9 protein-coding genes are annotated in these 14,330 nt (G+C 62.4%); 2 read left to right on the top strand and 7 right to left on the bottom strand.

Annotated elements, in window-relative coordinates; all coding sequences use genetic code 11:
• Positions 1 to 35: 35 nt before the first annotated feature.
• Entirely contained in the window at positions 36 to 2,294 is a 2,259-nt protein-coding gene (locus PspR76_RS15020) for an ATP-dependent DNA helicase (protein WP_159956414.1), read from the bottom strand.
• The gene (locus tag PspR76_RS15015; RefSeq protein WP_159956413.1) at positions 2,291 to 3,937 is read right to left on the bottom strand and encodes a VRR-NUC domain-containing protein; all 1,647 of its coding nucleotides are present in this window, start codon (positions 3,935 to 3,937) and stop codon (positions 2,291 to 2,293) included. The genes PspR76_RS15020 and PspR76_RS15015 overlap by 4 nt, the downstream gene beginning before the upstream one ends.
• 187 nt (positions 3,938 to 4,124) lie before the next feature.
• Between PspR76_RS15015 and PspR76_RS15010 the strand changes: the two genes are divergently transcribed.
• On the top strand, positions 4,125 to 4,349 hold the full coding sequence (locus tag PspR76_RS15010; RefSeq protein WP_159956412.1) for a YgdI/YgdR family lipoprotein: 225 nt from the start codon (positions 4,125 to 4,127) through the stop codon (positions 4,347 to 4,349).
• A 42-nt stretch (positions 4,350 to 4,391) separates the two neighbouring features.
• Here the strand turns inward: PspR76_RS15010 and PspR76_RS31060 are convergent, their stop codons facing one another.
• Positions 4,392 to 4,556: a hypothetical protein gene (locus tag PspR76_RS31060; protein ID WP_164487936.1), complete on the bottom strand. Its 165-nt coding sequence runs from the start codon at positions 4,554 to 4,556 to the stop codon at positions 4,392 to 4,394.
• Between the two features lie 188 nt (positions 4,557 to 4,744).
• Here PspR76_RS31060 and PspR76_RS15005 point away from each other — a divergent pair, with 188 nt between their 5' ends.
• A complete protein-coding gene (locus PspR76_RS15005; protein ID WP_159956411.1) occupies positions 4,745 to 5,017 on the top strand; it encodes a hypothetical protein in 273 nt (90 codons plus the stop codon).
• Here PspR76_RS15005 and PspR76_RS15000 read toward each other — a convergent pair whose 3' ends face one another.
• The 4 genes from PspR76_RS15000 to PspR76_RS14985 all read right to left on the bottom strand — a co-directional run bounded on the left by PspR76_RS15000 (position 5,018) and on the right by PspR76_RS14985 (position 14,328).
• Positions 5,018 to 6,448 carry a polyurethane esterase gene (locus PspR76_RS15000; protein ID WP_159956410.1) on the bottom strand — a complete coding sequence of 477 codons (1,431 nt, stop codon included), beginning with the start codon at positions 6,446 to 6,448 and terminating at the stop codon, positions 5,018 to 5,020.
• Between the two features lie 273 nt (positions 6,449 to 6,721).
• The gene (locus PspR76_RS14995; protein ID WP_159956409.1) at positions 6,722 to 9,832 is read right to left on the bottom strand and encodes an autotransporter serine protease; all 3,111 of its coding nucleotides are present in this window, start codon (positions 9,830 to 9,832) and stop codon (positions 6,722 to 6,724) included.
• A gap of 173 nt (positions 9,833 to 10,005) precedes the next feature.
• Positions 10,006 to 12,963: an autotransporter serine peptidase EprS gene (gene eprS / locus PspR76_RS14990; RefSeq protein ID WP_159956408.1), complete on the bottom strand. Its 2,958-nt coding sequence runs from the start codon at positions 12,961 to 12,963 to the stop codon at positions 10,006 to 10,008.
• Positions 12,964 to 12,993: 30 nt separating this feature from the next.
• Complete coding sequence (locus PspR76_RS14985; protein WP_159956407.1) at positions 12,994 to 14,328, bottom strand: TolC family outer membrane protein; 1,335 nt, start codon at positions 14,326 to 14,328, stop codon at positions 12,994 to 12,996.
• Between the last annotated feature and the right edge of the window lie 2 nt (positions 14,329 to 14,330).

Raw genomic sequence — 14,330 nt, 5'->3', positions numbered from 1 at the left:
AACTGTATGCCAGCCCCCCCCAAAAAACATGAAACTCAATTAACCGGCACCCACCATCGCGGCAGCAATTGCCGCACCCGCGCCTCGCCAAACCTGTCGTCAATCAGCATCACCACGCCTTCATCCTGCTGGCTGCGGATCACCCGGCCCGCCGCCTGCACCACTTTCTGAATACCCGGATACAAGTAGGTGTAGTCATACCCAGACCCAAAAATCGAGCCCATCCGCGCTTTCATCTGCTCATTGATCGGGTTCAGTTGCGGCAACCCGAGGGTGGCGATAAACGCCCCGATCAAGCGCGCCCCTGGCAAATCAATGCCTTCCCCAAACGCGCCGCCCAGCACGGCAAAGCCGATGCCCTGACTGTGCTGGGTGAACTGGTCGAGAAAGCCTTGCCGCTCGGCCTCGGCCATGCCGCGCGACTGCAGCCACAGCGCAATCTGCGGGTGCCGCTCGGCCATCAACTGCGCCACTTGTTGCAGGTAATCAAAGCTCGAGAAAAACGCCAGGTAGTTGCCGGGTTTCTGCGCAAATTGTCGGGCGATCAAGTCGACTATCGGCGCCAGCGAAGCCTGGCGATGTACAAAACGCGTGGAAATTTCATCGACGATACGCACTTGCAGTTGCTCAGCCTTGAACGGCGACTCCACATCGATCCACGCGGTATCCGCCGGCAGGCCGAGCAAGTCGGCGTAATAGTGCCGTGGGCTCAAGGTCGCGGAGAACAGCACGCTGCTGCGCGCGGCGGTCAGGCGGGGCCGGATAAATTCGGCGGGCACCACATTGCGCAGGCACAGGGTGGAAGCGCTGCGCTTGCCGCCGAACTGGGGCTTGCTGATATCAAAGATGAAGTGCTCGTTGAACAGCTCGGCGACCTTGGCAAATTGCAGCGCCTCGAAATACAAGGCTTGCAGGTCGCCGCTCAGGGCTTCGGGGTGATCGTTGAAGTAGTCGCCCATGGCACTGGTGCACAGGCTCAAGGCCTGCAGCAGTTTGTCGGGCTTGGTTGCATAGGCCTGGTACGGCGCGAGCTGGTCCTTGTGCAGGGCGTTCCATTCGCGGTTGAGGCGCTGCAAGGGTTTTTTCAGCGGCTCGGGCGCAGTGTCGCGTACAGTCTTGAGGCTGTATTGGTCGAGGCTCGCGCTGTACATCGAACGGGCGCGTTCCACCAGGTTATGGGCTTCGTCCACCAGCACGGCGGCGCGCCACTGGTTCAATTGGGCCAGGCCGAAGAGCATGGCGCCAAAGTCGAAATAGTAGTTGTAGTCAGCGACCACCAGGTCAGTCCAGCGCGCCATTTCCTGGCTCAGGTAATACGGGCAAACGTCATGGGCCAAGGCCACGTCGCGCAGGTTGCGCTGGTCCAGCAGGCGCACCTTGGAAGCGGCCGTACGTGCGGCCGGCAGGCGGTCGTAAAAGCCCTTGGCCAACGGGCAGGAATCACCGTGGCAGGCTTTGTCCAGGTGTTCGCAGGCCTTGTCGCGCGCGACCAGTTCGAGCACCCGCAGCGGCAAGTCGGGGCTGCTGTCGTAGAGGACTTGGGCGGCGTCCAGGGCCAACTTGCGGCCAGGTGTCTTGGCGGTGAGGAAAAACACCTTGTCCAGTTGCTGCGGCGCCAGGGCCTTGAGCAGCGGGAAAATCGTGCCGATGGTCTTGCCAATGCCGGTGGGCGCTTGAGCCATCAGACAACGGCCAGTGCTGACCGCTTTGTAGACCGATTCGGCCAGCGAGCGCTGGCCGGGGCGAAAGTCGGCATGGGGAAACGCCAGCGTCTGCGCGGCACTATTGCGTGCATCGCGATGCTGCATTTCCTCGCGGGCCCAGCCGAGGAATAGCGCGCATTGCTGGTTGAAGAACAGTTCCAGGTCGGGCGCTTGGAAGCGCTGGTTGAGCAGGGTTTCGCCTTCGCCGACGATGTCGAAGTACACCAGCGCCAGGTCGATCTCGCTGAGGCCGAGCTTCTGGCACATCAACCAGCCATACACCTTGACCTGTGCCCAATGCAGTTGCCGGTGGTTGGCGGGCTGGGCGTCGAGGTCGCCGCGATAGGTTTTCACTTCTTCCAGGCGGTTGCTGTCCGGGTCGTAGCCGTCTGCCCTGCCCCGCACCTTGAGCTGCTGGTATTCACCTTCCAGGGCGACTTCATTCTGGTAATGCGCGCTGCGCCGTGAAGCGACCGTGCGATGCCCGACGATGCCTTCCTGGGCGCTGGGCGACGGCGTGAATCGCAGGTCGAGGTCGCCGACCTTGGCGGTGAACTCGCACAGCGCCCGCACCGCGACGCTGTAGCTCAAGCGGTTTCTGCCCAGCGCACATAACACACGGTGACCGGCATCTGGTACTCGCCACAGAACTCCAGCCAACGCAGCTGGTTGTCTTGCAGGCGATCGCCGGGGCCTTTGACCTCGATCATGCGGTAGGTTTTTTGCGCGGGCCAGAACTGGATCAGGTCGGGCATGCCCGTGCGGTTGGCGCGGATGTCCAGCAACAACCGTTCAAACCAGTAGCGCAGGTGTTCGGCGGGCAGGCAGGCCAGGGCTTGCTCAAGCAGCTCTTCGCTGAGCAGGTTCCAGAAAACGAACGGCGACTGAATGCCCCATTTCTCCACGTAGCGTTGGCGGATGGTGGCTTTGTAGCGCTCATCTGCCAGCTGTTCGAAACAGGCCGCGAACAACGGCGCGCGGCGCTGCTGGAAATCCTCGCTGTGCAAATCCACCGGCCCGCGCTGGAACGGGTGGAAAAACGACCCGGGCAATGGCGCGAAAATCGCTTCCCAGCACAACAACCCGAACAGCGAATTGATCAGGCCATTCTCGACGTAATGCACCGGCGCATCGGGCTCGCTCAGGTGGGCCTGCACGCAATATTCCACTGACATCAGCGGCTCAGGAATCGCCAGTGCCAAGTCCAGCCGCGTGACGGGACGCGGCTTGGTTTTAGGCAGCGCCGGTTCGCCGAGCTTGCGCCGCAGGCGTGGCAGCACACGCAGCATATGCTGCTGTTCGGCGGCGCTTTCCGGGGCACGTTGCGCGGCGCACGCCAGGGCCATGGCTTGCGGGTAATCTTCCTGACGCTCCAGCACGCGAATCAGCCGTGAACGCGCGCCGGGATAGGCGCAGTCGCGGTAGATCTGCGCGGCCAACGCCAATTCGGCGCTGCGCTCGCAATATTGGCCGATCTGGAACAACAGCTTGGCGCGACGTTTTTCCAGCCAGGGGTTGTCCGTGGTCAGCGTCGCGACCTGTGCCAGCACTTCGTCCAGCGCCTCTGCGGCTTCAAAGGCTTGCTGGCACTGGTGCAGGAACAGAAACCCGTGCACATCGTCGCGCGTGCGCAAGCCGCGGGACTCGGCGCAGAACGCGACTTTTTCATAGGTGTAGATGCCCAGGTCAGCCAGCACGAACTCCGACCAATCCTGATGCAGATTGCCGAAGAACATCAGCCGCAGGCGATCACACAGGTCCATCACGCTGAGGCTGTAGAGCGTATCGCCGAGGTCCGGGCACCATTGGGCAAAGCTGCGCGCCTGCGTGAACTGCGCCGCCAGCGGCTCAAGCCAGTCAGCCTTGTTGCCTTTGGGCTGGTCAATCCAGGGCTTGAAGGCGGCGAGGATTTCGCCTTTTTGCAGCAACGCAAACAGCGCCTCGAACTCCAGCAGGCCCTGGTCATCGACCCAACCCTGCTCGACCAGTGCCAACGCCGCCGTACGGGTGCAACCGATCTCGAGGTAATTGAGTTTGCTCGCACGAAAGTGCACGCCCTTGCGCATGACCATGCGCACCAAAAGTGCCTGGGACGCTTGCGGCAACCTGTCAAATTGCTGAATGAAATGCTGTTCGTCCGCATCGAGCAAATCGGCATAGCGCTGCCCCAGCCAGTGCAGCACTTGGCGGAAGTTATGCAGGTAATACAAGGGATCGTCGAGGGGATTGGCCATGTCGCGCGCTGATCAAATACTGGTTATGCATACAGAGTGCCGCCGCAAAGCGCTTGTTGCAATCGGTAATAGATAAATGGCGCACGCAACTTTTCTTATAAAAGTGATCAGATAGCTCTGTGGGTGGCGTAACATTTATGGCCCGCAGCGCCTGGCGCGGGATTTTTCAGGGTTAAAAGTAAGGGTTATGAACATGAAGAATTTGGGTCTGCCGCTGGTTGCACTCACTTTTCTGCTATTGACCGGTTGCGCGACGCAAACCGTGGTGACACTGCAAAATGGCACACAGTATTTGACCAAGGACACCCCGAACACCAAAACAGCCGACGGCTTCTATGAGTTCACGGACATTGCCGGCAAGCACATTCGCGTGAAGGCCGCCGACGTCGCGACGGTACGCAACGAAAAGTGATAACAAAAAGCCCCGCAGATGCGGGGCTTTTTGTTGGTGGTTTCAGTACCGATAGTACGGGTGGTAATACGGGTGATAGTAGGGATGGTAATAGTACGAGTGGTAGTACGGACGGTAGCAGCATGGGCCCGGATAGGCCGGATACACCGCACACCCGCCCAACCCCAGCAGCACCAAGGCGCACAGCAGCAATCGAAGTCGGGACATGTCAGCTCCTCACATGACGCGCGAAACATCTCGCAGGCCGTGATTAAACGCAGGAGGCCCGCACAATCCGTCGCTGTGCTCTGCCGCTGATCGATGAAGATTTATTTACCGAAGGTTTTCCAGAGCTGTGGCGTTTAACCGATAAGCCGCCTTCATCTTCGAAGGCGGTAGAACGGAGAAAGACGGCCATGGCACTCATGTCCCGGACAATTCGCGCGCTTGCACTCATCCCCCTGGCCCTGGCGGCATTGGCCAGTGCGCCGGCCTTTGCCGACACCATTATCATTCGCCAGCCGCCACGGGTGATCGTGGTGCAACAGCCGCCACCACCGGTGTATTACGGGCATTGGGGTTACGGCCCGCGGCCTTATTACTACCCGCACCACGTCTACGGTTACGGGTATGGCTACCCCCACCGGCCGTATTGGGGCGGTGGCTGGCGGGGGCAGCACTGGCATTGATCAGCCGATGCTGACGCCATCGGCCCACAGGCCGCCATGCCCGACGCCGACCAACGTTACCGAGTCGGCACCAAAGGTGAGCACCGTATCGGCGCCGACCACCTTCGCGTGGTCACGCAGGTCGGTGCTCCCCGCCACGTCCTTGAACACCAGCTTGTCGGTGGGCTGGTAGCCAATCACGCGGTCATTGCCAAAGTGGCCGCTGAACAGAAAGGTGTTGTGCCCGCTGTTGTCGCGGATCGTGTCATTGCCCTTGCCGCCTTCGATAAAGTCGGCGCCCTTGCCGCCCTGGATCAAATCATTGCCGTCACTGCCGATAATGAACGTGTTGCCCTTGTGGGGTTCGGCATTGCGGTTCAGGTCCTGCACCCAGGTGTTGGCCCGCGCCGGGTCGGACAGGTTGGCGACGATCACCGTGGAGTCGCGGGACATCTGGTCGTAGAAGCCGGACTCGAGGATACGCGTCATGCCATCGCCATACGCCGTGGGCAGGTGCGAGACCCAGGTCGGCAGGTTGACGATGGAAAACGGCAGCACATTCCACAACGTCGAGGCGTAGTGGTCGTTGAAGTTGACGATATTGTCGGTGGTCGATTCGTGGGGTTTGTCATGCACGCCCAACGACGACAGGTTGAAGGATGAACCGTCCAGCGCGCGGAACACCGGGTCGTTTTCATAACCGATATTGAGCACCTTGTCGCCGGCACTCTGGGTCGGCGAGGCGTACGCCACGTAGTTGGAATCCTTATAAAACCCCGCCCACTTGTTGGTACTCAAGTCCGCCATGCTGTTGACCGCCAGGCCGCCCAGGCTGTGGCCGCTGACCACCACGTCCTTGCCGGTCAGGCCATGGGCGCCGGCAAAGTCAGCCACATTCTTGAGCAAGCTGCCGAAGGCTTCGCCGGTGTAATTTTTTGCGTAATCCTTGGGGCCAAAAGCCGCGAGCAAGTCGCTGATCAGGTCGCCGATGGCGTCGCTGATCAAGGTTTCCCGTGGCCCCGAGGTGCCCCGAAAACCGATGCCGATTTCAAGCAATTTGCCCGCGTCATCGTACTTGCCCAGCACCTCGACCTGCGCCGAGGTGTAGCCGGCTTTTTCGCCAAAGAACGTGCCGCGTGCGTCAACCTTGCCGCCGTAGCCCAGGGCGCTGGCGCTGATGGGCGTCCACCCGGCTTTTTGCACCGCGTCAAGGGCGGCTTTTTCCGAGTCGGGGTTCCACGCAATGCCCGGAATCACCCCTTGTGAATCCGTGCTGCCGAGCAACGCCCCCACCAACGTCGCCGGCAAACCCAAGCCCAGCCCGTTGTGCTGATAACCCACGGCAAAGCCGTTATCCAGGTTGTGATAGGAATACAACGTGATCGCCATGGCATCGGCGAACAACGCTTTGGAGCCCTCGGAACCGAGGTTTTTATAGTCAAAGATACCCATGGCACTGCCTCTCTGTTGTTGAATTTGTCGAGAAAGCGAAAACACCTGTATCCACAGCCCTATGTGAGGGCTGATTTATGTGGGAGCTGGATTTACCTGAGAGCTGGCTTATGTGGGAGCTGGAACTATCTGAGAGCTGGCTTATGTGGGAGCTGGCTTGCCTGCGATGGCATCACCTCAGTCTCACTGACACACCAGGGTGCCTGCATCGCGGGCAAGCCCGGCTCCCACACACCCTGCTCTCAAATAAAGCCCTGCTCCCACATTTACCCCTTAGAACGCCCAGTCAAGGCTCAACCCCACCCCGTGCACTTTCTCCTTGCTGGCCAACAGGCCGTTGTAGTCAAAATTCACCCGCGCATCCTTGCTCAACGCCAAGCTGACCCGCGCCCCAACCAGCGCCGCATCGCGCACCATCGGCGCACTTTCCACCGCGAACGAAGGGCCGCCCGAGGCAAACGCCAGGTGCTGCTCGGAATCCGTGCTGCTCAAATTGTGCTGCCAGCCCAAGGTGCCAGACACCTCCAACTGCTGGTGATCATTCACGTTAAAGGTCTTCAACGCGCGCACGCCCAAGGTGCTCAGCACCACATCGCGAGTGTCGTCATGACCTTTCAACGCAGCCGCATCGCCCTTCTCGGTAAACCCATCGGTGTCCAGGTGCACGTACGCCAGGTTGGCGAACGGCTCCAGGGCCAGCGGCTGCAGATTGACGCGGTATGCCGCCTCACCGAACACCTGCGTGCTGTTGGCATCCACTTTGACTTTCTGCTTGCCGGCCACATCGCCGTATTGCAGGTCGCGCTTCACATCTGCACGGTGCCAGCTATAGGTCGCGCCGCCACTCAGGCGCCAGGCGCCGATCTCATGACCGGCGTACGCGCCGAAATGGTAGCTGTCCACTGAGGCACGGCTGTGGGTGCCATCGCCCATATTCAACGAGGTGTCGCTGTAACCGGCGACCACACCGATGCGGGTGGCATCGTCCAGCGCGCCATCCACACCGGCGAGCATGCCGCCGACAGACGTGGTGTAGCCCGCCGTGTCGCTGCGGCTGTCGGTCTTGCCCCACGCGCCCAGCGCCTTGATCCACACGTTGCCACGGCTGTCGACGGTCTGGCTGCTCGCGCCCATCTCGCCATTGCGCAGGCGCTCGCCCACTGCTTCACGCACGTAGCGGCTGTCATTGACCAGCGCAGTCTCCAGCGCCGGGTAGATTTCGCCGCTCAGTTGCTGGAACGCGCCCTGGGCCGACGCCGCGTTTGGCGCCAGCAGCACGCTCTCATACACCGCATTGCCCGCGCCCAATTGCTCGGTCGCCGCCGCCACCGCACGCTGGTTAGGCGTAGCCGCCGCACTGGCGAAGCTGTTGGCGCTGCGCACAACATCCAACTGCACGCCGTTGGCCGCGTAGTTCAGCGTGCCACCGATGAACAGGTAATCCGGCAGCACCGAACCGAAGCTGCCGGTAATGCCACCGGCGGCTTGAAGGATGTTGTACTGGCGCCCGATCAAGCTCTGCGCTTGTGCGCTGGTCAGCAGGGTCGGGCTGTTTTCCAGCGCCAGGGTCACGGTGCCGCCATTCAGCGTCGCCGTGCCGCCTGCGACAATACGGTCGCTGCTGGTCGGCGACAGCTCCACGGCGTAGGTCGAACCGGCGTCGAACGTCACATTGCCGGCCACGTTCAAGGTGCCGATGGAGTTGCCCGGCGCCACGGTGCCGCCGCTTTTGGCGGTCAGCGAGCCGATCTGCCCCGAGCCCCCCACTTTGCCGCTCTGGCTGACGGTGACGTCGGAAGTCACCGAGCCATTGATCGCCAACAAGCCCTGGTTGACCAAGGTCGGGCCGCTGTAGGTGTTCGTGCCGGTCAGCACCAGCGTGCCAATGCCTTGCTTGGTCAGGCCGCCGTGGCCGGCGATGTCATTGCTCCACACGTCCCGCCCGCAGTGCACGTCGGTGCAAATCCGTTGGGTGGGTTTGCCGGCGTCGACCACGGCGCCGATGCCGGGCAGGTCCGCAACGAATTGGCCGCTGCCATACGCGCCGTCGATTCGGAACTCAGCCGGAATATCCTCGGCGGTGATAAACATGCCCGGGCCGTTGACGGCCTTGCCCAGGTTGATCATGCCCCAGCCGTACAACGAGTCGATGCCCGGCGCGCCGAGGTCAGTGGCGGTGGTTTTCAGCAGCGTCGAGACCTGCTCGCCGTTCATGTACGGGAAGCGCTCCATCAGCACCGCCGCACTGCCGGCCACGTGTGGCGCAGCCATCGAGGTGCCGTTGAAGTTGGCGTAGTCGGTGGTGAGGTTTTCCAGGCTGGTGCCGTTGATGATCGAGCTGTAGATCTTGGTGCCGGGGGCCGACACGCAAAAACTCGCCGCATAACCGCAGCGCGAAGAGAAGGTGCTGATCACATACGGATCGGGGCTCGCGGTGTTGGGGTTTTGCTGCAACGCCGCCACCGACAGCCAGTTCGGGGCAATCTCCGGCACAAAGTACGCCAGGCCCGAAATCGCATCCGGGTTGTTGCGGTTGTAGTCGTTACCCGCGGCAAAGATCGTCAGCACGCCACTGCGAGCCGCGTCGATTGCTCCTTGATACGCGCCACCGGCAATCGTGCCGAGGATCGGCCGGATGTTATTGAACTGCGCCTGCGCTTCATTGACGGTGAAATTCGGGAACGCCGGATCGCGGCCGCCCTTGGCGTACTGGTCGCCGATGCCGATGCCCCAACTGTTGTTGATGATCCGCGCACCGCTGGCGACCAGGGCATCCCAACCGGCCTTGTACACCGCGCCGTCGTTGCCGAGGATGATCCCGTCTTCCGGGCCTGGGTCACCGTTTTCGGCGCTGATGATCTGCGCGTTGAACGCCACGCCGTGCATCGGCCCGCCGTCGCGGTTGCCTGCGGCAATACCGCCGACGTGGGTGCCGTGGTTACCCAGCTTGCCGTTGGAGCCCAGGGACGGCGTGCCGTCATAGCGAAACGCATCGCCGGCCTTCACCGGAATATACGGGTCGGTGTACTGGCGAATGCCCTCGGTGACGATCGTCACCACTTTGCCGGGGCTGGCGAATTCCGGGTGCTGGGCGTACACCGGCTGGTCGAAAATGCCCAGCTTGACACCCTTGCCGGTGTAGCCGGCGGCATAGGCCGCGTCGGCATGCACAGCGCCCAGGCCCCAATCGGCCTTGAACTCATCGCTGCGCCAACTGGCAGCGTCGCCCAACTTGCCGGTTTCCACATAGGGCGCGGCCTGGGCGGTCCCCAGGCTTGCCAGGCAGCACAGCAACGCGCCGTATGGCACGCAGCTCAAAGCCTTGAGCGGGTAGCCCGGGCCTGTGTGAGTGGCGGTAATTAACCCTGACTTGCGTTTGTTCACGGTGACCTTCCTTAGTTTTCTTATTGCCGGTATGTGAATAACTTTTTTCAGCGCCGCAGTTCCCGTGTGGGAGCGGGCTTGCTCGCGAAAGCGGTGTATCAGTCGCCACATTCATCACTGACCCACCGTCTTCGCGAGCAAGCCCGCTCCCACATGTTGACCTTCGGTGTTCTCTAGAACTGCCAGTTCAGGCTCAACCCCACGCCCTGGGTGTTCTCCCGCCCACCCAACTGCCCGGTGTAATCCAGGTTGACCCGCGTGCTCGGGCTCAACGCCAAACTCGCCTGCACGCCCACCAACCCCGCATCGCGCAGCAACGGCGAACTGCGCACGGCAAATGACGGCCCGCCTGCTTCAAACGCCAAATGCTCTTCGGATTCGACCGCCGTCAGGCTGTGCTGCCAGCCCAACGAGCCGGACAGCTCCAACTGCTGGTGGTCATTGAGCGGCAAGGTTTTCAACGCCCGCACACCGAGCGTGCTCAGCACCGCATCACGTCGATCACTGCCACGTTCCAGCGCCGCCGCATCGCCTTTTTCGTGGAATGAATCACTGTCCAGATGCACATAAGCCAGGTTGGCGAACGGTTCCAGCGCCAGCGGCTGCAAGCGAATGCGGTAAGCCGCCTCGGTAAACAGCTGGGCCGTGCGCGCGTCGAGCTTGGCCTTTTGTTTGCCGCTGACCTCGCCGTATTGCAGGTCACGCTTCACATCGCCGCGATGCCAGCTGTAGGCGCCGCCGACGCTGACGCGCCAGTCGCCCAGCTCGCGCCCGGCATACGCACCAAAGTGGTAACTGTCGATGGACGCCGAGGAATGTGTGCCACTGCCCATGCTCAACGAGCTATCGCTGTAACCGGCCACCACACCCACGCGGGTCTGCTCGTCCAGTGCGCCGTCGACCCCGGCCAGCAGACCGCCAATCGAAGTCGTCGAGCCCGCCGTTTCGCTGCGGCTGTCGGTCTTGCCCCAGGCACCCAGCGCCTTGAGCCACAGGTTGCTCTCGCCGTTGACCGGCACATGGCGCAGGCGCTCGCCCACCGCATCGCGCAGTTGCAGGCTGTCGTTGATCAACATCGCGCCAATCGCCGGGTAGATTTCGCCGGACAGCTGCTGCAAGCCTTGCTGGGCTGCGGCGCGTGTATCCGACTGCAACAGGCTTTCGTACACCGGGTTGCCCGCGCCCAGTTGCTCGGCGGCGGCGGCCACGTTGCGCTGGTTGCGCGTGGCGGCGACGCTGGCGAACGTGGCGTCGTTGCGCACCACGGCCAACTGCACGCCGTTGGCCGCATAGTCGAGGGTGCCGCCCACGAACAGGTAGTTCGGCAACACCTGACCAAACTGGCCCTGAATGCCACCGGCGGCCTGCAGGATGCTGTACTGGCGGCCAATCAGGCTTTGCGCCTGGCTTTGGCTGAGCAGCGTGGGGCTGTTTTCCAGCGCCAGGGTCACGGTGCCGCCGCCGAGCACGGCCTTGCCACCGGCGACAATGCGGTCGCTGCTGGTGGGCGTGAGTTCTACCGCATAGGTTGAGCCCGCGCCGAGGTTCACATCGCCTGCCACGTTCAACGTGCCGACGGAATTGCCCGGCGCGACGCGGCCGCCGCTGTTCACCGACAACGCCGCAATCCGCCCGGAACCGCCGAGGGTGCCGCTGTCATTTACGGTTACTGCCGAGGTCAACGAACCGTTTACCGCCAACAGGCCGCCGTTGACGGTGGTCGGGCCGCGATAGGTGCTGTCGCCGCTGAGCAGCAAGCTGCCGGCGCCGGATTTGATCAGGCTGCCTTCGTATACGCGGCTCGCCGCGGCTTGGTCGCGCGCGGTGCCGACCGCGTAGTCGGTCTGGTCCTGCTGGCTGGCGTTGGCGGCCACGCCGTTTTGCCAGCCTTTGTCGATCAGCGTCTGCTGCCAGGCTGTGTGCTCGGCGCGGTCTTCGGCCTGGCGCTGCAACAACGCTTGGTCGGAGATGCCATTGCTCCACACATCGCCCTGCCCGGCCGCCAGGTTCACGTCCATCGCCCCGAGCAATTGCCCCGGCCCGTGCATCGCCCGGCCGAGGTCCGGCACGCCCCAGCCGACGATGGCATTGGGTGCCTGGGTGATCGAGCCGTCGAGCTGCGTGGCGGTGGTCAACAGCACTTGCAACGCCTGCGCGTTGTTCATGTACGGGTAGCGTTCCATCACCAGCGCCAACGCGCCCGTGGCATGCGGCGCCGACATCGAGGTGCCGGATTTCACCCCATAACCGCCGCCGGGCACGGTGCTGTTGATCAACGCGCCGGGGGTGGAAATACACCAGTACTTGGCGATGCCGCACTTGTTGTATTTCTGGTTGTTCGCCTTGTCCAGGCCCGACACGGCCAGCCAATGGCCCTCCAGTTCCGGCTGGAAATACGGCAACGCCGAACGCACGCTGGCATTCGCGTAGCCGCTGTTGCCGGCGCTGAACACATTGATCACACCGGCCTTGGCCACATCCGCTGCCGCATCCAGCCACGTGCCCTGGTTGTAATGCTGGGCGTAGGCCGCGTGCAGGTCGCCGAGGGTCTGGTAGCTGACATTCGGCGGCTGGCTGCCCCAACTGTTGTTGATGGCGCGCACACCGGAATCCACCAACGCGCTGTACACCGCCTTGAAGTATTTGGGGTCCGGCGTCGGGCCGAACAGGAAGCTGTCGTTGGCGTTGGTATTGCCCACATAGACTTGCGCGTTGTAGGCCACGCCGTGCATGCCCACGCCGTCGCGGGCCGCGCCCATGGTGCCGGTGACATGGGTGCCGTGGGAATCGTTGTTGGGGTTGAGCGCACCGGTGGTGCTGAAGGGGCTGCCATCCACATAGGTGCCGGTGGCGGTCACCGGGTGAAAACGGTCCTTGGAGGCTTCCGGGTGATCGGCATCGAACCCGGAGTCCAACGCGCCGATCTTCACCCCGCTGCCGCTGATGCCGGCGGCGTAGGCTTCGTTCGCCTTCATGCGGTCCAGGCCCCAGTCGCTCTGGTATTCGGCGGAGCGCCAGCTGGCGGGGTTACCCGGTTGGCCGGTCTCGGTGTATTGCGCCTGTGCCGCAACGGACAACAGCAGCAAGGAGCCCGCGGTAAACGGTTTGAAGCGCGGTGAATCGGTGATCATCTAAACCATCCTTATTGTTTTTATAAGTGCTCATTTCACCGGGCCGAAGGCCTCGTCGACTTTCGCCAGGTCGGTGTCGCGCAAGTTGCCCGCGTAGTAGTGCAATTTGGTCCAGGCCATCAAATAGTCGTAACGCGCCTGGGCCAGGTCGCGGCGGGTGGTGTACAGCTGCTGCTCGGCATTCAGCGCGTCGAGGTTGACCCGCTCGCCGCCGAGGATGCTTTGCTTGGTCGACACCACCAGCGCTTCGGCCGAGGTCAGGGCCTTTTGGTACGCGCGCAATTTGCTCACGCCCGACAGGCACGCACTGAACTGGCGACGCAGCTCGATCAGGGTTTCGCGGGTCTTGCCTTCCAGCTCGTACTCGGCCTGTTCCATGCCGCGGCTGGCCTGGCGGGTGGACGCCGAAACGCCGCCACCGGCATACAACGGCACGCTGATTTCAATGCCGATGGTGTTGGTGTCGTAGCGCTGGTTGTAGGTGTTGCCGCTGTCGGACTCCTGCTTGCGCGAGCTGGCAAACGCAGTGACCTTGGGTAAATGCCCGGCGCGGTTGCGTTCCACTTCATAACGCGCCACTTCCACGGCCTGGCGCTGGGACGCGAGCGTGGGGTTATTGCTGATCGCCAGTTCATGCCAGGTGTCGTAGTTGGCCGGGGTCAGGGTGAAGGCGGCAAAGCTTTGGTTCAGCGGCGCCAGGTCGTTGATGTTGACGCTCTGCACACCGATCAACGCGCCCAGTTCGCGCAACGACGCATCTTGCTCATCCAGCGCCTGAATCTCTTCGGCGGTGGCCAGCTCGTAACGCGATTCGGCTTCGAGAATGTCGGTGCGCGTGCCCTCGCCTTGCTGGAACAAGTGCTGGTTTTGCTGGAACTGTTGCTCGAAGGCCTTCTTCTTGGCGCGGGCGATGTCGATCTGGTCCTGGGCGAACAACGCCTGGGTGTAATAGCTCAGCACCCGCACCAGCAGGGCCTGGCTCTTGTCGCGAAAACTTTCATCGGCAAACAGCGACTGGGCCACGCCCTTGCGGTAGTTGGCATAGGCTTCGTAGTCGAACAACGGCTGTTGCAGGCTGAAAGTCGAGCCATAACTGTTGTAGTTGCGGTCATCGCGATAGGTGCCGCCGCGTCCGTCCGGCAGGTGCGCCTCGGAGTTGTTGCGGCCCTTGTTGTAGTTGTACGACAGCTTCGGCAGCAGCCCGGCGCGGCCGATGGTGCGGTTTTCCAGGCCGGCATCGCGCTCCTTGATCGCGCCAAGAAACACCGGGTCGTTACGCAACGCTTGCTCGTAGACATCAAACGGGCCCATGGCCGCCTGGGCCGACCCGCACAGCAAACACAGAGAAAGGCACACCGACTTCATGC

This window comes from Pseudomonas sp. R76, from assembly GCF_009834565.1.
Taxonomy (GTDB): Bacteria; Pseudomonadota; Gammaproteobacteria; order Pseudomonadales; family Pseudomonadaceae; genus Aquipseudomonas.
The sequence above is the reverse complement of the archived record's forward strand: the minus strand, read 5'-3'. Positions and strand labels throughout refer to the sequence as shown.

What these genes read in the sequence shown, in the direction of transcription:
- eprS (WP_159956408.1), bottom strand. Translation starts at nt 12,963, where the DNA reads ATGATCACCGATTCACCGCGCTTCAAACCGTTTACCGCGGGCTCCTTG.
- PspR76_RS15000 (WP_159956410.1), bottom strand. Translation starts at nt 6,448, where the DNA reads ATGGGTATCTTTGACTATAAAAACCTCGGTTCCGAGGGCTCCAAAGCG.
- PspR76_RS15015 (WP_159956413.1), bottom strand. Translation starts at nt 3,937, where the DNA reads ATGGCCAATCCCCTCGACGATCCCTTGTATTACCTGCATAACTTCCGC.
- PspR76_RS15005 (WP_159956411.1), top strand. Translation starts at nt 4,745, where the DNA reads ATGGCACTCATGTCCCGGACAATTCGCGCGCTTGCACTCATCCCCCTG.
- PspR76_RS31060 (WP_164487936.1), bottom strand. Translation starts at nt 4,556, where the DNA reads ATGTCCCGACTTCGATTGCTGCTGTGCGCCTTGGTGCTGCTGGGGTTG.
- PspR76_RS15010 (WP_159956412.1), top strand. Translation starts at nt 4,125, where the DNA reads ATGAACATGAAGAATTTGGGTCTGCCGCTGGTTGCACTCACTTTTCTG.
- PspR76_RS14985 (WP_159956407.1), bottom strand. Translation starts at nt 14,328, where the DNA reads ATGAAGTCGGTGTGCCTTTCTCTGTGTTTGCTGTGCGGGTCGGCCCAG.